Annotated in this window: 16 protein-coding genes; 4 read left to right on the top strand and 12 right to left on the bottom strand. The window is 69.2% G+C overall.

The annotated features are described in order from the left end of the window. Nucleotides 1-33: 33 nt before the first annotated feature. The 4 genes from RIB45_RS05200 to RIB45_RS05185 all read right to left on the bottom strand — a co-directional run bounded on the left by RIB45_RS05200 (nt 34) and on the right by RIB45_RS05185 (nt 4362). A complete protein-coding gene (locus RIB45_RS05200; protein WP_350049173.1) occupies nt 34-1059 on the bottom strand; it encodes a methionine synthase in 1026 nt (341 codons plus the stop codon). Between the two features lie 107 nt (nt 1060-1166). Next, a complete protein-coding gene (locus RIB45_RS05195; protein ID WP_350049172.1) occupies nt 1167-2648 on the bottom strand; it encodes an inorganic phosphate transporter in 1482 nt (493 codons plus the stop codon). Between the two features lie 13 nt (nt 2649-2661). Beyond that, a complete protein-coding gene (locus tag RIB45_RS05190) occupies nt 2662-3222 on the bottom strand; it encodes an NUDIX hydrolase (protein WP_350049171.1) in 561 nt (186 codons plus the stop codon). Between the two features lie 108 nt (nt 3223-3330). Then, the gene (locus tag RIB45_RS05185; protein ID WP_350049170.1) at nt 3331-4362 is read right to left on the bottom strand and encodes a trans-3-hydroxy-L-proline dehydratase; all 1032 of its coding nucleotides are present in this window, start codon (nt 4360-4362) and stop codon (nt 3331-3333) included. 185 nt (nt 4363-4547) lie between these two features. Here RIB45_RS05185 and RIB45_RS05180 point away from each other — a divergent pair, with 185 nt between their 5' ends. After that, nucleotides 4548-5273 carry a Crp/Fnr family transcriptional regulator gene (locus RIB45_RS05180; protein WP_350049169.1) on the top strand — a complete coding sequence of 242 codons (726 nt, stop codon included), beginning with the start codon at nt 4548-4550 and terminating at the stop codon, nt 5271-5273. A gap of 39 nt (nt 5274-5312) precedes the next feature. Here the strand turns inward: RIB45_RS05180 and RIB45_RS05175 are convergent, their stop codons facing one another. From RIB45_RS05175 to RIB45_RS05155, 5 genes are read right to left on the bottom strand one after another with little or no spacing between them, the layout of a single operon-like run. Continuing rightward, nucleotides 5313-5735, bottom strand: coding sequence for an EVE domain-containing protein (locus RIB45_RS05175; RefSeq protein WP_350049168.1), 423 nt, complete (start codon nt 5733-5735; stop codon nt 5313-5315). 34 nt (nt 5736-5769) lie between these two features. Next, entirely contained in the window at nt 5770-6081 is a 312-nt protein-coding gene (locus RIB45_RS05170; RefSeq protein ID WP_350049167.1) for a YciI family protein, read from the bottom strand. Between the two features lie 36 nt (nt 6082-6117). Further along, on the bottom strand, nt 6118-7389 hold the full coding sequence (locus tag RIB45_RS05165; protein WP_350049166.1) for an MFS transporter: 1272 nt from the start codon (nt 7387-7389) through the stop codon (nt 6118-6120). 22 nt (nt 7390-7411) lie between these two features. Further along, nucleotides 7412-7771 carry a TraR/DksA family transcriptional regulator gene (locus RIB45_RS05160; RefSeq protein ID WP_350049165.1) on the bottom strand — a complete coding sequence of 120 codons (360 nt, stop codon included), beginning with the start codon at nt 7769-7771 and terminating at the stop codon, nt 7412-7414. A gap of 54 nt (nt 7772-7825) precedes the next feature. Beyond that, nucleotides 7826-9184, bottom strand: coding sequence for an MFS transporter (locus RIB45_RS05155; RefSeq protein WP_350049164.1), 1359 nt, complete (start codon nt 9182-9184; stop codon nt 7826-7828). 219 nt (nt 9185-9403) lie between these two features. Between RIB45_RS05155 and RIB45_RS05150 the strand changes: the two genes are divergently transcribed. Further along, nucleotides 9404-10576 (top strand): M14 family metallopeptidase, encoded by a 1173-nt coding sequence (locus RIB45_RS05150; RefSeq protein ID WP_350049163.1) that lies wholly within the window; start codon nt 9404-9406, stop codon nt 10574-10576. Between the two features lie 32 nt (nt 10577-10608). Then, a complete protein-coding gene (locus RIB45_RS05145; protein ID WP_350049162.1) occupies nt 10609-12390 on the top strand; it encodes an SLC13 family permease in 1782 nt (593 codons plus the stop codon). Between the two features lie 7 nt (nt 12391-12397). Here RIB45_RS05145 and RIB45_RS05140 read toward each other — a convergent pair whose 3' ends face one another. Further along, a complete protein-coding gene (locus tag RIB45_RS05140; RefSeq protein WP_350049161.1) occupies nt 12398-12877 on the bottom strand; it encodes an anthrone oxygenase family protein in 480 nt (159 codons plus the stop codon). Continuing rightward, nucleotides 12859-13716 (bottom strand): NAD(P)H-binding protein, encoded by an 858-nt coding sequence (locus RIB45_RS05135; RefSeq protein WP_350049160.1) that lies wholly within the window; start codon nt 13714-13716, stop codon nt 12859-12861. Before RIB45_RS05135 ends, RIB45_RS05140 begins: the two co-directional genes overlap by 19 nt. Before the next feature lie 110 nt (nt 13717-13826). Here RIB45_RS05135 and RIB45_RS05130 point away from each other — a divergent pair, with 110 nt between their 5' ends. Then, entirely contained in the window at nt 13827-14471 is a 645-nt protein-coding gene (locus RIB45_RS05130) for a TetR family transcriptional regulator (protein ID WP_350049159.1), read from the top strand. 76 nt (nt 14472-14547) lie between these two features. Here the strand turns inward: RIB45_RS05130 and RIB45_RS05125 are convergent, their stop codons facing one another. Then, nucleotides 14548-15972 (bottom strand): M23 family metallopeptidase, encoded by a 1425-nt coding sequence (locus tag RIB45_RS05125; protein WP_350049158.1) that lies wholly within the window; start codon nt 15970-15972, stop codon nt 14548-14550. Between the last annotated feature and the right edge of the window lie 653 nt (nt 15973-16625).

The following is a 16625-nucleotide window of genomic DNA, read 5'->3' as shown; positions in this document are numbered from 1 at the left end:
GGCGGTCGACGCGAACGGTTAAACCCCGCGCCGTCAAAGCCGATTGCGCACCAGCTCGGCGCCGGCGGCGAGCGCCGCCAGCTTCTTGTAGGCGACGGTCCGCTTCATCGGCGCCATGCCGCAGTTGGTGCAGGGGAAGATCCGCTCCGCAGGCATGTGCTTCAGCGCGCCGTCGATCACGGTCGCCACTTGCTCTGGGGTTTCGATCGCCTCGCTGGCGACGTCGATGGCGCCGACCAGGACGTCCTTGCGCTCGCCGACCAGTTCCAGGACGTCGAGGGGCACCCGACTGCCGGCGAATTCCAGCGAGATCTGGTCGACCTTGCTCTCAACCAGCGCCGGCAGGATCTCGCGATACTGCGCCCACACCTTGCCGAGCGTCTTCTTCCAGTCGTTGTTCTGCTGAATGCCGTAACCGTAGCAGATGTGCACGGCCGTCTTCTTGGCCGACAAGCCTTGGACGGCGCGGTTCAGCGCCTCCACCCCCCAGCCGGGCACGAGACGGGTGTAGGCGTTGAACGCGGGTTCGTCGAACTGGATGACGTCCGCCCCGACGGCGACAAGGTCCTTCGCCTCCTGATTCAGGATCTCCGCGAAGGCCATCGCCATGCTCTCGCGGTCGCCGTAATGGTCGTCGGCCAGCGTGTCGACGATCGTCATCGGGCCGGGCAGGGTGAACTTCAGCGTGCGCGCGGTGCAGGATCGCGCGAACGCGACCTCCTCGGCGTGCACCGATTTGGGGCGCGTCAACGGGCCGACCACGACCGGGCAGTCAGCCTCGTAGCGCTCGTCGCGAATCCCGATGCGGCGCTTGTTCTCCCGATCGATCCCCTCGATCCCCTCCAGAAAACCGTGAACGAAATGGTGGCGCGACTGCTCGCCGTCGCTGACGATGTCGAGGCCGGCGGCCTCCTGATCCAGGATGGCGAGGCGGGTCGCGTCGCGTTTCGCCTCCGCCAGCCGCTCGGGCGAACTCAGCGCCCAGGGCGCCCAAAGCGTCTCCGGCTCGGCGAGCCAGGCGGGTTTCGGCAAGGATCCGGCGAGGGTGGTCTCCAGCATGGGGTCGTCCTCCTGTTTTCTTCGGCTCTCCGCCTGGATAGGCAGCATAGCGCGCCCTGTCGGACGAACAACGTCGCCGCCGGTTGCGTCGCCAGCCGAGCAGGCGGTCACACGAAGAGCGCCGTCAAGATGAAGAACAGAGCCGCCGAAAATCCCGCCGCCGCCGGAACCGTCACGACCCAGGCCGCAACGATCGTCAGGAAGTGCGCGCGCCGGACCAGCAGGCGCCGCCGCCGTTCGATCGGCGAGGCCGGCGCCTCCGGCGCGCCGCGGCGGACCATCGCCTGTCGGCGCTTGCTGCGCCGGGCGAAGGCCTCGCGGAAGAAGCCGACGCCGAAGACCGCCCCGACCGCGATATGGGTGGAGCTTACCGGCAGGCCCAGCCACGAGGCGACGATCACCGTGATCGCCGCCGACAACGCCACGCAGTAGGCGCGCATGGGATTCATCTTTGTGATCTTGGTCCCGACCATGCCGATCAGCTTCGGGCCGTAGAGGAAAAGGCCCAGACTGATCCCGAACGCGCCGATGGCCATCACCCACAGGGGCGCGGCGACGACCGTGGAGACGGCGCCCTCTTCAGCCGCATTCAGAATCGCCGCGAGGGGCCCGATCGCGTTGGCGACGTCGTTCGCCCCATGCGCGAAGCACAAGAGGGCCGCCGCACAGATTAGCGGGATGCGGAAGAGCCGTCGCAACGATCGGTTGGCGTTCTCCATGCCCGCCGACTGCCGGCGGATGACCGGGCGCATGATCGCCAGCGTCAGGGCGAAGGCGCCTCCCGTCATCAGCCCGATCGTCGCCAGGTCAGGCCGCCAGATCCGCTTCAGCCCCTTGATCGCGAGATAGCAGGCGAAGGCGCCGGCCATGATCGCGACCAGCAGCGGGATCCAACGCCGGGCGGCGGCGATCTTGTCCTCGACATAGATCAGCTTCAGCTTGATGACCGCCAGGAAAGCGGCCGCGATCACGCCGCCGAGCGCCGGCGAAATCACCCAGCTGGCTGCGATCGCGCCCATCGTCGGCCAGTTGACGAGCGCGAAGCCCGCCGCCGCAACGCCCGATCCCATCACCCCGCCGACCACCGCATGCGTCGTCGAGACGGGGGCGCCCAACATTGTCGCGAGATTGACCCAAAGCGCCGACGCCGCCAACGCCGCCGTCATGGCCCATACGAACAGGCCTGGGTCGGGCATCAGCGCGGGGTCGATGATGCCTTTCGATATCGTCTGCACGACGTCGCCGCCGGCGAGCAGCGCGCCCGCGCTTTCGAAGACGGCCGCGATGACGAGCGCCGTCACCAGCGTCATCGCGCGTCCGCCCACGGCCGGACCGACATTGTTGGCGACGTCGTTGGCGCCGATGTTGATCGCCATGTAGCCGCCGAGCACGGCGGCGACCAAGGTGATCGCCAGCGTATCGTCGCCGGAGGCGAAGCCGAACGCCGCCGCCCCGGCGGCCGCCAGAAACAGCCCCGCCAACGCCGCCGGCGCCAGACGGCCGGTCACGCTGCGGGCCGCGGCCTCGCGGTGGGTCAGCTTCTCAAGGTCGCGGTCGAGGGTGCCTTTCGGCGGCGCGGGATCGCTCATCGGGGCTCGCTCCTCAGCGCCGACCGGTCGTGTCGGAAGACCCGGCGAAGCCGATCAATTCCGCCAGCGCGCGCAACAGCGACCGATCGGCCTGCGGCGGCGCCGGGGCGGCGGCGGGGGGATCCTCCAACAGAAGCAAAAGCGCGCTCGCCGGCAGCGCGCCCAGCCGCTCCAGCAGGCGGCGCAAGCCGCGATCGTCGGCGAGGCGCGCCGCCTCGGGAAGCGACATCCAGCGCTGGCGGCGCTCCCCCTTCTCGTCGAAGGACAACAAATGCTCGCGCACCCGCAGCGGGTAGACGCTGACCGTGCAGGTCAGACGATAGCCGCCTTTCATGCGCTTGGCGTAGCGATAGGCCCCGACCGGCCGCGGGGCCGTCGCGCCGCTCAACCCCGCCTCTTCGACCGCTTCGCGCGCCGCGGCCTCGGACAGCCCCCCGCCGGCCTGCGGCCATCCTTTCGGCAGCACCCAGCGTCCCCGCCGGCGCGAGGTTATCAGCAGCGCCTGCACGCCCGCCGGCGTGTCGATGTAGGGCAGGACGGCGACCTGGTGCGCCGTTTTCGAAAACAGAACCAATCAAGTCTCCCACGCGCGCGCCCGGGCCTGCGGACGCAGCGCCATCCGTGTAACCTTTTCGTCATCCGTTTGTCACATGATTCGTCGCGCGCGACGGCCGCTCCAGATCTAGAGCAGGTCCGGCCAGGTGTCGGACAATCGGTAGCCGCCCGGCCAGGGATCGTCCGGATCCAGGCTCAAACGGCTTCTGCCGGTGATCCAAGCCCGGCCCGAGATTTCCGGGACGATCGCGGGCGTTCCGGCGAGCTGCGCCGTCTCGATGATGCGGCAATCGAAGCGCGACCCCAAGATCGACAGGCCGGCGAACGGCTCTCCGACCCGCAACAGCCCGCGGGCGTGCAGCGCGGCCATGCGCGCCGAACAGCCCGTGCCGGTCGGCGACCGGTCGATCTTGCCGGGCCGGATGGCGACCGCGTTACGGCCGGTCTTGACCCCGTCGATCGTCTCCACCGGCGCGGCGAACTGACAGAAGGAAATATGGTCCCAGCCCGTCCCCGCCGGGTGGTGGAAGCCCAGCTGCTCGTTCGCCGCAGCCGTGATCGCGACGCCGAGTTCGGCGAGCGCCCGGGCCTCCGACGGCTCGATCGCCGCGCCCAGCGCGGCCGCGTCGACGATCACGAAGCTGTCTCCGCCGTAGGCGACGTCGACCGACAAGGTTCCCCGACCGGCGACCTCCAACGGCGCGTCGAGGCGGGTCGCGAAGCTGGGGACGTTGCGGACCGTTACGCGCTCGGCCTTTCCGTTTCGGCAGGCGACGCGGGCTTCGATCAGGCCGGCCGGCGGCTCCAGGCGAACGATCGTCTCCGGCTCCGTCATCGGCGCCAGACCCGTCTCGACCGCGACGGTGGCGACGCAAATGCTGTTCGACCCGGACATCGGAGGGGTGTCGGCCGGCTCCATGATGATCCAGCCGAAGTCGGCGCGCGGATCGACCGCGGGGACCAGCAGATTGACGTGCCGGAAAACGCCGCCGCGCGGCTCGTTCAATACGAAGGCGCGCAGCCCGCCGTCCTCGGCTATGAAACGGGCCTGCTCGGCGATCGTCGCGCCCGGCGGCGGCGCGACGCCGCCTATAATGACGTCGCCCACCTCTCCTTCGGCGTGACAGCCGACGATCTCTATCTCGCGCCCTTCCCGCATCGCCCCCTCGCGCGCCGCTCGTCCAGAAAAAACCGTGCCCCGTCTCGCCCGGCGGGACAAGCCGCGCGGCCGAGGACGCTGCGCGCATACTGACGCTGGGCGCGGGACCAAAGGGTATGGTAGCGTCCCGCCAGGCGGATGCGGGACGGCGGTTCCCGCGCGGGGACGTCCTGGGAGGGGCGGAGATGGAAGACTGGATCGCCGGCAACGAGACGTTGCTGGCCGAGATCGCCGGCGCCGTCGGGGTCGGGCTGTATTTGGCCTCTTACGCGGCGCTGCAGTTCGGCGTCATCCGGGGGCAGAGCTACACCTACCCGGCGCTGAACCTGTTCGCCGCCGGCTTCGTTCTGGTGAGTTTGGCGCAGAGCTTCAACATGGCCTCGGCCGTGATCCAGACCTGCTGGATCGTGATCAGCGCCATCGGCATCGCGCGCATCTTCTTCCTGAGCCGACGCGTTCGGTTCTCCGACGAGGAGCGGATTTTTCTGCAACACAAGATGCCCAACGTCCCGACTCATCTGGCGCGTCGGTTTCTCGATTCCGGGATGTGGTGCGATCTGGAGGCGGGAGCGGAGTTGACCCACGAGGGCATGCCGGTGGAGCGGTTGGTCTACATCGCCGACGGCGAGGCGGCGGTCGTCGCCGACGGACGCACGGTCGGGACGGTGAGGGCCGACTCGCTGATCGGCGAGATCACCAGCGTGACGGGCGAGCCGGCGACCGCCAGCGCGACGCTGACGCGCGCATCGCGCTGCTTTTGCATCGACGCGCTGCAACTGCGCGTGCTGATGCGCAAGCACCCGCCGATCCAAAGCGCGATCGAGCGGCTGGTCGCAACCGAGATGCAGAAAAAGATCGTGGCGCTGAACCGCAGGGTCGAAGAAAGCGCCGAGGCGACGGCGGCGGACTGAGGGGCCTGGAAATTCCCGGACGGCCCGCTTCCGGCCCGCTTAGGTCAACCCGCCCATCCGGCAGATCTCTTCCCAGGCGCTCTCGGGAATCGGCATCACCGAGAGCCGGGATTGCTTGATCAACGGCAACTCCGCCAGATCCGGCTGGGCCTTGATCTGGGCGAGACTCACGGGTTCGGGCATCGGCTCGACCGCCTGGACGGTCACCATGCCGAAGCGGCCGGACGCGTCGGTGGGATCGGGGTGATACTCCTCAATCACCTCGACGATCCCGACGATCCGCTTCTCGTTGACCGAATGGTAGAAGAAAGCGCGGTCGCCGATCTTCATGGCCTTCATGTTGTTGGAGGCCTGATAGTTGCGCACGCCGTCCCAGCCTTCGCCCTCGGCCCCCTTGGCGAGCTGATCGTCCCACGACCAGGTGCCCGGCTCTGACTTCATCAGCCAGTAGTTCCGCGCCATCGTCCGCGCTCCTTCTCTCGCCGGCCGAGGCAGGTCAGGCGGCGGTCGCGCCGGCGACGTTGGCGCCGGGCGCAAAGACGCTCTTCCAGAGCGTGATTTTCTGCATGTCGTAAACGCCCGCCTTGGTGAAGGGCTCTTCCGAGATCCAGGCGCGCGCGGCCTCCACGCTCGGGAAGTCGATCACCATCATGCTGCCGATCGAGGTCTCGCCGTCATCGGCGACCAGCGGGCCGGCGCACAGGATGTCGTCCTTCTTGGTGTTGAGGTATTCGAGGTGCTCGGGCCGGATCTCGGCGCGCTTGTCGGTCATACCCGGCGCATCGACGAGATGAAAACAGACCAGCATATGTCTCGCTCCTGTGATTATGGTTGTCGGCTTTGTTCAGGCGCGCGCACCGTACCGGGTGCGGCCCAGGATTGAAAGGCCGACCCCCAGGACCGCATAGCCGGCGCATAGGAACAGGAGCGTGCGCACGGCGATCCCCCCGTCGATCAACGCCCCTAGAATGACCGGCGAGGCCGCCGTGCTGAAGACCATCAGGGCCGTCGTCAGCGCCTTGATCGCGCCGAGATGGCGCAACCCGTAAACCTCCGCCCAGAGCGCGGCCCCCAAGGTCTGCGTCATGCCCGCATTGGCGCCGCCGAAGATCATGAAGACCCACATGGCGAGCCAATGGTCGCTCAGCGCAAGGACGAGGCAGGCGGCGACCATCGCCGGCAGGAAGTAGGGCAGGGCGCGGGCCGCCCCGATCCGGTCGATCAACGCGCCGTAAAGGATGCCGGCGGGCGCGGTCGCGGCCGCGTAGGCGACGAAGGCGGCCGAATAGAGGCCGAGGGACCAGCCCTTCACCTCCACGATATGCACCTGATGGAAGAAAATCCCGGTGATGATGAAGCTGGGCGCCAAAATCGCCGGCAGCACCAGATAGAAGCGCGGATCGCGCAGCACCTCCGCCCGGGTCCAGTTCGGGCCGCGCGCGCCCCTTGGACGATCGGCGGCCGCAGCCGCCTCCGCATCCTCTTCCGCCGCCATGCGCTCGCGCCAGCGGGTCTGGCGGATTCCGTGCCCCCGCAGCAGCCCCATCTGCAGCGGCAGGAAGCCCGCCAGCATCACGCCCGCGCAGATCAGCCACATCTCCCGCCAGCCGGCCCAGAGCATAAGGGCCACCGCGGCGGCTGGGAACAGCGCCTCGCCCAGCGGATACCCCATGCCGGCGAGGCCGACAGCCCGCCCGCGCCCTTCGGCGAAATAGCGCGCCAGGCTGGTCGCGCTGGTGTGGCTCAGGAGCCCCTGGCCGAAATGGCGAAGCATGAAGATCGTGATCGCGAGAAGCGCGACGCTCTGCACCACGCTCATCAGCGCGCAGGCGACGGCGAGGCCGGAGACGATCGCAGCCGTCCAGACCCGCAGATCGATCCGGTCGATCAGCTTGCCGGTCCAGACCAGCGCGGCGGCGCTCGCCAGGGTCGCCGCCGAATAGACCGCGCCGTAGGAGCCGTGCGAGAGATCGAAGGCCGCGCGAATCTCCCCGCCCGACAGCGCGATGAAATAGGTTTGACCGAAGCTGCTTGCGAAGGCGGTCACGACCCCGAAGACAAGCAGTCGGGGATCGGCGCGCAGGAAGCCTTTGGCGGCGCGGGCGAGGTCGGCCATCAAGCGGGTCCGCGCGGCCGCTTCACGAGCCGGCGCCGGAGGCGCAGTCGACGCAGGTCGGGATCGACGGGTCGTGCGCAAGCCGTTTCGCCGCGATCGGCTCGTCGCAGACGACGCAGTAGCCGTAATCGCCGGCCGCGAGGCGGGCCAGCGCCTGCTCGATGCGCAGGAGCTCCGCCTCCCGCCGCCGATTCTGGGCCAGCGCCATTTCTTGGCCCTGCATCGCGTCCATGCGGGACAGCCGGCCGACGCTCTGCTGATCCAGCGTCACGGGGCGGCGGCTTTCCGCGCTGACCTCGCCCAACGCGCGCAGTTCCGCGCGCCGCGCCTCCAGTCGGGCGCGGGCGGCATCCGGATCGAACAGGGGCGCGTCATCGCTCATGCCCGATCGCCTAGCATGCGCGCTCGGGCGGGGAAAGATTGCGCCGCACGCCGATCAGGCCTTCAACGGCTCGCCCGGGCGGTCGTCCTCGTCGTCGGCGTCGATCGCCACGGCCTCGCCTTCGTCAGGCGCCGGCTCGGGCTCGGGCAGGTCGTCGGGGGTGAGCTGTGCGCCGTCGGTCTCCGGCCAGTCGATCTCCGGGTTGAGCGAGGCGGTGACCGGCGTCGGCGTAGTCGGCACGGCGACGTAGACGCCTTGCTCGTCCAACGGCCGGGCGGGGCGGCGGCTGATCCGGTAGAGCGCGAACAGGCCGAGCGCCGTTTGCAGGACCGCCAACGCCCAGAAATACCCCCAGGGCCCTATCGTCTCCATCGATTGGGCCGCGATCAGCGGTCCCCCGAGCGATCCGAGGCCGGTGAGCATCACCAGCGTGCCGGAGGCGCGCACCATCTGTTTGGGCGTCAGGAAATCGTTCGTGTGCGCGATGCACAAGGAATAGAGCGGTTGGTTGAAGCCGCCGAAGAACCCCATCGCGACGAACAGCATCCAATCCAGTCGAGCGGTCAGCAACGCGCCCGCTATGGCCGCCAAGGCGGCGCAAAAGGTCGTAACCGTCAACACGAGACGCCGATCGAAGATGTCCGACAGGCGTCCGATCGGCCAGGTCAGGATGATGCCGCCGACGAAGGCGCCCATCATGAAAATCGACGTCTCGGCCACCGAAAAGCCGGCGCGCGTCGCGTAGACCGCGCCCATGCCGAAGAATAGGCTTTGCGTCGTCCCCACCAGAAACGCGCCGACCACCCCCAGCGGCGAGGCCCGGTAAAGCCGCAGCAGCGACATCGCTTCGGGCTGATCGACCGCGGGCGTCGGCGCCGCCGACAACAGGATCGGGATCACCGCAAACGACATCAGCACGGAGATCAGGATGAAGGGGACGAAGCTGGACGGCTCCGCCGCGCCAAGCAGCAGCGATCCGGCCGCCGCGCCGCCCAGCATGGTGATCATGTAGGCGGCGAGCAACTGGCCGCGGGTCTCGTTCGTGGCCCGGTCGTTGAGCCAGCTTTCGGCGACGATGTAGAGGCCGGCGTAGCCCAAACCGGTCAGCAGCCGCATCGCCGTCCACACCCACGGGTCGACGAAGGTCGGGTGGATCAGGATCGTGATCGAGGTGAGCGAGGCCAGCGCCGCGAAGCACCGCACATGACCGACGCGCAGGATGATGTAGGGCACAACGCGGCTGCCGACGAGAAAGCCCACGAAGTAGCCGGTCATGATGACGCCCGTCATCACGCCGTCGAAACCTTCCAACTCCGCCCGCACGCCGAGCAACGCGCCCTGCAGCCCGTTGCCGATCATGATGAAGGCCAGACCGAAGAAAAGCGCCCAGGCGGATCCGACCGCAGAAATCATGTCCGTCCTCGCTGGTGGGGCGGGCTCGGCCGCCCATAGTGTCTCTCTGCGCCCATATGCCCATTGCGCGGGAGCGGCAATAGGGAATTTGTCGGCGGCGCGGTCGCATTCGGCGACGCTTGAGGCCGGGCGGTCCGCCGGGTACCGTCTGAGGACGCTTCGCCTCATGCGCGACGCGCCCGAAAATCCGTTCAACCAGACCGAGGACCAAGCCGCCCCATGCAGATCTCCGACGCCTTCGACGCCGGCAACATCGCAGTGCGCGCGATTGAAGGCGATCGCGCCCGTCTCGCCATCAAACCCGATCCGGGCGAGGACGGCTTCTTCCAATGGTTCTATTTCCGCGTCGCCGGCGCGACCGGCCGGTCGATCGAACTGGTGATCGAGAATGCGGGCGAGGCCTCCTACCTCAAGGGATGGGAGGCATATCGCGCCTGCCTGTCCTACGACCGGGAGACGTGGACGCGCGCCGAGACGCACTATGCGGACGGTCGCCTGACCATTCGCCTCGATCCGGTCGAGGCGGATCTGGTCTGGCTCGCCTATTTCGCGCCCTACAGCCGCGAGCGCCATCACGATCTGATCGCCGCCTGTCAGACCAAGCCGCGCTGCCGGCATGAAGTGCTGGGCAAGACGCTCGACGGCGAGGATCTGGATCTGCTGACGATCGGCGACCCCGATCCGGATCGGAAAGGGTCCGGCAAGAAGGCGCTGTGGGCGATCGCGCGCCAGCATCCGGGGGAAAGCCAGGCGGAATGGTGGATGGAGGGCTTCCTCGCCCGGCTGCTGGACCCGGACGATCCGGTCAGCCGCGCGCTGCTCGAGCGCGCCGTCGTCTACATCGTGCCCAACATGAACCCGGACGGCTCGCGGCGCGGGCATCTGCGCACCAACGCGCTCGGCGCGAACCTCAACCGGGAATGGGACAAGCCGAGCCTGGAGCGCAGCCCGGAGGTCTATCACACGCTCGCCAAGATGGACGCCACGGGCGTCGACGTCTGCCTCGACGTGCACGGCGACGAAGGTCTGCCCTACGTCTTCATCGCCGGCGGGGAGAGCGCGCCGGCCTTCGACGATCGCCTTGAAGGTCTGCTCGCTCAATTCCAGGCGGAACTCGCCCGCGCCAATCCCGATTTCCAGACCGAACACGGCTATCCGAAGGCGGCGCGCGGTTCGGCCAAGACCCTGTCGACCTCGACGAAGCAGATCACCGAGCGGTTCGGCGCGCTGGCCATGACGCTGGAGATGCCGTTCAAGGACAACGCCGATGCGCCCGATTTGCGCTACGGCTGGTCGCCGGCGCGCTGCAGGCTGATCGGCCGGGCCTGCGTCGACGCGCTTTATCGCACGCTGCCGTCGCTTGACGGCGATCCGGCTCCCGAGGGCGGCTAGACCGCGATGGCGAGACCGCGGGAGGGCGAGCGGTGACGACCGACCAGGCGCTGATCCTGACGCTGCTGGCGGTGCTTCTCAGCCTCTTCGCCTGGGGACGGTTGCGCTACGATCTGGTGGCGATGACCGGCCTTATGGCGGCGGTTCTCCTCGGCCTCGTGCCCGGCCGGGAGGCGTTCCAAGGCTTCGGTCATCCGGCCACCGTCACGGTGGCGTTGGTGTTGATCCTATCGCGGGCGCTTTCGGTCTCGGGCGCGATCGACGGGCTTGCGCGGCTGGTGCAGCTTGGGGCCGGAACGCCGACGCGCCATGTCGCCAGCCTGTCCGGCGCGGCGGCGGTCCTGTCGGGCTTCATGAACAATGTCGGCGCGCTGGCCCTTTTGATGCCGGTCGCGCTGCAGTCCGCGCGCAAGAGCGGCGCGCCCGTCAAGCCGATCCTGATGCCGCTCGCCTTCGCCTCGATCCTGGGCGGCCTGACGACGTTGATCGGCACGCCGCCCAACATTCTGGTCAGCGGGTTCCGGCGGGATTCGCTGGGCGAAGGCTTCCGGATGTTCGATTTCCTGCCGGTCGGCGGCGTTGTGATGCTGGCGGGGCTTCTGTACCTCATCTTGATCGGCTGGCGCCTGGTGCCGCAAGGCCAGGAGGCGCCCGGCGGCGGTTCGGACGTCTTCGAGATCGAAAGCTATCTCTCGGAGGTGCGCGTGCCCAAGGAGAGCGCCGCCTACGGCCGCACGGTCGCCGAGATCGAGGAGCAGACTAAGGATATCGACGTCCAGGTGGTGGCCCTGATCCGCCGCGGGCGGCGCTATCCGGTCCTGCCGCGCCAGGAGCCGCTCCAGGCGGTCGACGTGCTGACCATCGAAGGCTCCGCCGAGGAGATCGATCGCTTCGTCGACAAGCTGGATTTGGAAGTCGCCGGCGGCCCGGGCGAGGCGGCCAAGGACCTGCGCAGCGACGACGCCGGCATCGCGGAGGCCGTCGTCAGCCCCGGCGCGCGCGTCGAGGGTCGGACGGTGGAGCAGATGCGCTTCGGGCCGCGCTATGGGGTGACGCTGCTCGGCGTATCGCGTCAAGGACGCCCGCATCGCGGCCGCCTGCGGAATTTTCGCCTGCGCGCCGGCGACGTGCTGCTGCTCCAGGGGTTGCAGCGCGACCTGCCGGACGTCATCGCGCGGCTCGGCTGTCTGCCGTTGGCGGAGCGCGCGCTCGCCATCGGGCGCCGCTCCAAAGGGTACTGGGCGCTGGGGCTCTTCGCGGCCGCCGTCGCCGCGGCCGCGATCGGACTCGCCCCGATCACCGTATGTTTTGCGATCGCCGTGATCGGCGTCGTGTTGACCGGCGTTCTGAGCGCCCGCGAACTCTATCAGGGCGTGGAGTGGCCCGTGATCGTGCTGCTCGGCGCGCTCATCCCGGTCGGGCGCGCGATGGAGACGACCGGCGCGACGGAGCTGATCGCAGGCGGACTGATCGACGTGACCGGCGGGTTGCCGGGTTGGGTGCTGGTGGCGATGTTGCTGATCGTGACCATGACGCTTTCGGACGTGCTGAACAACGCCGCCACCGCCGTCGTCATGGCCCCGATCGCGGTGACGATCGCCCGCGATCTGGGCGCGGCCGCCGATCCCTTTCTGATGGCCGTCGCGCTCGGCGCGTCCTGCGCTTTTCTGACCCCGATCGGCCATCAGAACAACGCGCTTGTGATGGGTCCCGGCGGCTATCGCTTCAAGGACTATTGGCGCGTCGGCCTGCCGCTGGAGGCGCTGATCGTCACGGTGGGCACGCCTATGATCCTCTGGGTCTGGCCGTTGTGAGGCCGCCTCACGCCGCAAGCGCCAGGCCGGCCGACGCGAAACAGGCGGCCGCGCGCAGATGGTTCCAGCGCGTCCAGCGGCGCAGATAGTCCCGCCACAGCGCCTCCGCCCCGGGCTCCTGCGGGTCGGCGCGGCGCAATTTCTCGTTCAGCGGCACATTGCGCGTCCCCGTTACGCCGATGCAGCCGAGCGCATAGACCGCGACGGCGGCGAGCGCCGCCGTCGACGGCGCCAGCGCGGCCGCGGCCGCCGCCAGCACGGCCGGCCCGAACAGCAGTGCGAACAGCGCCGGGTTCAGGACGGTGACGTTGATCGCCTGCATCGCCGCCATTCCCTCGCCGGCGGGCCTGCGGGCCAACGCCGCCATGATGAAGTTGGAGAAGCCGAAGAACAGGCCGCCGACCGCGGCGGCCCCCAGCGCGGCGAGCGCCGAGAGCGCCGGAGCCGCGATTTCGAACGCGCCGCCCATCACGCCGCCCTCCGCCACAGGCCGCTCGCCGCGGTCTCTTCGAGGTACAGCGAGACGTCGCGGGCGGGGCGGCCCAGCGCCTGCCGAACCCCGTCGCAGACGCGGGCGTTGCGCCCGTCCAGGATCGTCCCGAACAGGTAGATCACCAGCTCGATCGTCTCGGCCGGGACGCCTTGGGCCGTCAAGGCCGCGCGGTAAGCGTCGGGGTCGATCGCGGTGAGGCGGATCGGTCGGCCGGCGGCGCGCGCCGTCTCCGCGATCATCTCTTTCAGGGTCAGAAGGCGCGGGCCCGTCATCTCATAGATCCGGCCGGCGTGTCCGGTCTCGCACAGCGCGGCGACGGCGGCGTCGGCAATGTCTTCGACGTCGATGAAAGGCTCGCCCACGGCCGAGTCGGGATCGACCGGCAGGCCGATCTCGCCCGCCTGCACGCCCGGCAGCAGGAAGCTTTCGGAAAAGTTCTGCACGAACCAGCCGGCCCGCAAGACCGTCCAGTCGGCCGCGCCCACGCAGCCGTCGGCGAGAAGGGCTTCGGCCCGTTGCGCCTCCGGCTCGCCCCGGCCGGACAGCAGCGCCAGACGCTCGACCCCGGCTTTGCGGGCGGCGGCGGCGAAGGCCGAGACGATCTCGGGCGCGCCGTCGGCGGCCAGATCAGGCGCATAGGCGATATAGACCGCCCGCGCGCCGGTCAGCCAGGGCCGCCAGCTGTCCGGGTCGGCCCATTCGAATCCGGGCTCGGCGCTGCGCGCCGCGACGCGGACGGCGACCCCGCGCGCGGCCAGGCGGGCCGCGACGCGGCGCCCGGTCTTGCCTGTCCCGCCGGTCACAAGCACCGGCCGCTCGTCTATCTGCGTCATGGTTCGAAGTCCTTCTTTAATGTGAGGTAAGCTCATGTTTGAAAAATCTGATAAAGCCTCATATTGTAGCCGTCAACAAAAAATGAGCATTTCTCACATACGAGGTTTAGATGGGGCGGAAAGCGGCGGCCGGCGAAGCGGCAGGGGCGTTACGGCGTCGGCCGAGCCAGAAGCGGAGCCGCGAGCGGGTCGGCCGCATGCTGGATTGCGCCGCCGACCTGATCGCCCGGGACGGCGCGGACGCCTTGCGGATGAGCGCGGTCGCCGAGCGCGCCGGCGTCTCGATCGGGTCGCTCTATCAGTACTTCCCGGACAAAAGCGCCCTGATCCACGGGCTGGCGGAACGCTACTTCGAAGCCGGCCGCCGGTGCATCGCGGAGGGGCTCGCGCCTGTCCGCACCGAGGACGGGTTGATCGAGGCCTTTTCGGGTCTCGTCGACATCTATCTTGCGATGTTCCGCCAGGATCCGGCGATGGCGCAAGTCCGCGCCGGCGTGCTGGCCGACCCGGCCCTGGGGGCGCTGGAGGTGGCCGACGTGCGCGAGACGGGCGCGCTGCTGGCCGATGCGTTGGCGCGCGTCGCGCCGACGGGCGAGCGCGCGCGGCTGGCGCGCCACGCGCTGATCCTCATGCAAAGCGGCGAATCGGCCATGCGCCTCGCCCTCTCGCTGCCGGACGCGGAGGCGGACGCGCTCATCGCCGCCTACAAGGAGATGGCGGCGGCGGAGATCCGCCGACTGTGCGCGCCGACCTGACGGTGACGGGCGCCGGAAAGAAAAAGGGCGCGCCGGCGGGGCGCGCCCTTTTCGATCGCGGCGTCCGGCCGGCGGCTCAGCGCGCGTCGGCCGTTTGGGTCTTGCTCAGGTCGGCGGCCTCGGCGAACTGAACCTCCAGCTCGCGCATGGCGCTTTGGAAGCGGGTCTTGTCCGCGCCGGCCAGCACCTTTCCGGTCGGCAGCTTCACCCCCTGCGGGTTCACCTGGCGGCCGTTCTGATGCACCTCATAGTGCAGGTGCGGTCCGGTGGAGCGGCCGGTGGTGCCGACATAGCCGATGATCTGACGCTGGCGCACCCGTTGGCCCGGTTTCACCCGGCTGTCGATTCGCGACATGTGGGCGTAGGCGGTCTTGAAGGTGCCGTTGTGGCGGATCCGGACGTATTTGCCGAACCCGCCGTTCCAGCCCGCCACCTCGACCACGCCGTCGCCGGCGGCGTAGATCGGCGTGCCGGTCGGGGCGGCGAAGTCCATGCCCTTGTGCATCCGGGTGTAGCCCAGGATCGGATGCTTGCGCTTGCCGAAGCGGGACGAGATCCGCGCGCCGTCGACCGGCGTGCGCAGCAGCGCCTTGCGGACGGACCGGCCGTCGGCGTCGTAGTAGTCGACGAAACCGTCGGCGTCCTCGAAGCGGTAGTAGCGGCGCTGCTTGCCGCCGACCGTCATCTCCGCCAGCAGCACCGCGCCGCTTTCGACCAGCCGGTCCTCCTCGTCGCGCTTTTCCTCGAACATCAGCGAGAACCGGTCGCCCGGCTGAATCTCACGCTGGAAGTCGAGGTCGAAGGCGAAGACGTTAATCATTTCGCCGAGCGCCGGCAGCGGCACGCCGGCGTCGACGGCCGCCTGATAGAGCGAGCTGTCGATCGCGCCGTGGGCGCGGGCCCGGCGGACGGTGACCGGTCGGTCGGCCGCTTCGGCGGTGAATACGGCGGCCTCTTGGCCGACCGGCGCCGCGCGCACCACCTGGATGGTTTGCGTCAGGTCGGGCTCGAACAGCAGCCGTTCCAGCGCGGCCGGACGCTCGCCCGCGCCGGGGCGCAGGGTGATTGAGAACTCATGCCCCGGCTTCAGCTTGCGCGGGCTGTACACTTCGGCCAACGCCTGGATGGCGCGATGCGCTTCGCCACGATCCAGGCCGGCGTCGGTCAGCATCGCCATCAGCGTGTCGCCGGGCTCGACGGTCAGCGTCATCTCGAACGGGTCGTCCAGCAACGCCTCATTGGCGGCGGCGTCGGACTGCGCCTCAAGCGGGGTCGGGGCCGCGGCGGCCAGCTGCGGGCGATCCGGCGGGGCGGGGTGCTCGACCGGTTCGGCGAAGGCGGCGTCGCCGCCTGGCTGCGGCAGCAGGTCGGGGCCGCCGCCCGGCCATGCGAAATACAGACCGGCGGCCAGCGCCAGCGTCCCGGCCAAGGCGGCGCCGCCCAGTTTGAAGGGGCGGCGCGCGGCGGCGCGCGGCCGGTCGTCAGAATCGTAAGGCGTCACGCATCTCTCCGTCTCTCTATAGGCGGACCAGTTTACCTCATGCGGGAAGCGGGACGGCGGCGGCCGACGGGCCTGCAGCCGGACTCCGGACGTTTTCCGCACCGTCGGGCGACCCCGCCCCCCTGTGCGGGCGCCCCTGTGCGGGCGCCCCTGCAGGGCCGTCCAGGCGCCCGGCGCCCGGCGCTCGCACGTCGCGCAGCGACGCGCCATGCCGGATCCCGCGCGACTCCCGTCGGATGAGCGGTGCGCCCGAAAACCGCGCCGCCTGTCCTCCCAACCGCTTCTCCTTAACAGATTCACCGCGCGAAGCCAAAGCCTTAAGCCGGCGGTCGTCGGTTTGCGGCGCGGCGCAAAAAAAACGTCATGAAAGGGTTTGACACCCCCCGGGCCGCTCCCCTATAAGCCGCCCTCGCCGGGACGCGGCGCCCCCCCCCGGGGCTCGCGGGTCGGGGTCGGAAAAAACCGATGGAATAAGGGCTTGATCGTCCGTCGCTCCAGAGGTAAACGTCCGGCCGCTTTATCGGACATTGTGGATGATCGGAAGGGATATGCGGACGGCGGCGTCGTTCGTCGGGTCCTGGGTCTGATCGGGTCTTTCGAGGGATTGAGAGGCCGTCGGTTGGTCGCAGGCGTGACCGTCTTCTGTGTCGTTC

The sequence above is a fragment of the Marivibrio sp. genome (assembly GCF_040218065.1).
GTDB lineage: Bacteria > Pseudomonadota > Alphaproteobacteria > UBA8366 > Aestuariispiraceae > Marivibrio.
The sequence above is the reverse complement of the archived record's forward strand: the minus strand, read 5'-3'. Positions and strand labels throughout refer to the sequence as shown.

What these genes read in the sequence shown, in the direction of transcription:
- RIB45_RS05200 (WP_350049173.1), bottom strand. Translation starts at nt 1,059, where the DNA reads ATGCTGGAGACCACCCTCGCCGGATCCTTGCCGAAACCCGCCTGGCTC.
- RIB45_RS05195 (WP_350049172.1), bottom strand. Translation starts at nt 2,648, where the DNA reads ATGAGCGATCCCGCGCCGCCGAAAGGCACCCTCGACCGCGACCTTGAG.
- RIB45_RS05185 (WP_350049170.1), bottom strand. Translation starts at nt 4,362, where the DNA reads ATGCGGGAAGGGCGCGAGATAGAGATCGTCGGCTGTCACGCCGAAGGA.
- RIB45_RS05180 (WP_350049169.1), top strand. Translation starts at nt 4,548, where the DNA reads ATGGAAGACTGGATCGCCGGCAACGAGACGTTGCTGGCCGAGATCGCC.
- RIB45_RS05175 (WP_350049168.1), bottom strand. Translation starts at nt 5,735, where the DNA reads ATGGCGCGGAACTACTGGCTGATGAAGTCAGAGCCGGGCACCTGGTCG.
- RIB45_RS05170 (WP_350049167.1), bottom strand. Translation starts at nt 6,081, where the DNA reads ATGCTGGTCTGTTTTCATCTCGTCGATGCGCCGGGTATGACCGACAAG.
- RIB45_RS05165 (WP_350049166.1), bottom strand. Translation starts at nt 7,389, where the DNA reads ATGGCCGACCTCGCCCGCGCCGCCAAAGGCTTCCTGCGCGCCGATCCC.
- RIB45_RS05160 (WP_350049165.1), bottom strand. Translation starts at nt 7,771, where the DNA reads ATGAGCGATGACGCGCCCCTGTTCGATCCGGATGCCGCCCGCGCCCGA.
- RIB45_RS05155 (WP_350049164.1), bottom strand. Translation starts at nt 9,184, where the DNA reads ATGATTTCTGCGGTCGGATCCGCCTGGGCGCTTTTCTTCGGTCTGGCC.
- RIB45_RS05150 (WP_350049163.1), top strand. Translation starts at nt 9,404, where the DNA reads ATGCAGATCTCCGACGCCTTCGACGCCGGCAACATCGCAGTGCGCGCG.
- RIB45_RS05135 (WP_350049160.1), bottom strand. Translation starts at nt 13,716, where the DNA reads ATGACGCAGATAGACGAGCGGCCGGTGCTTGTGACCGGCGGGACAGGC.
- RIB45_RS05130 (WP_350049159.1), top strand. Translation starts at nt 13,827, where the DNA reads ATGGGGCGGAAAGCGGCGGCCGGCGAAGCGGCAGGGGCGTTACGGCGT.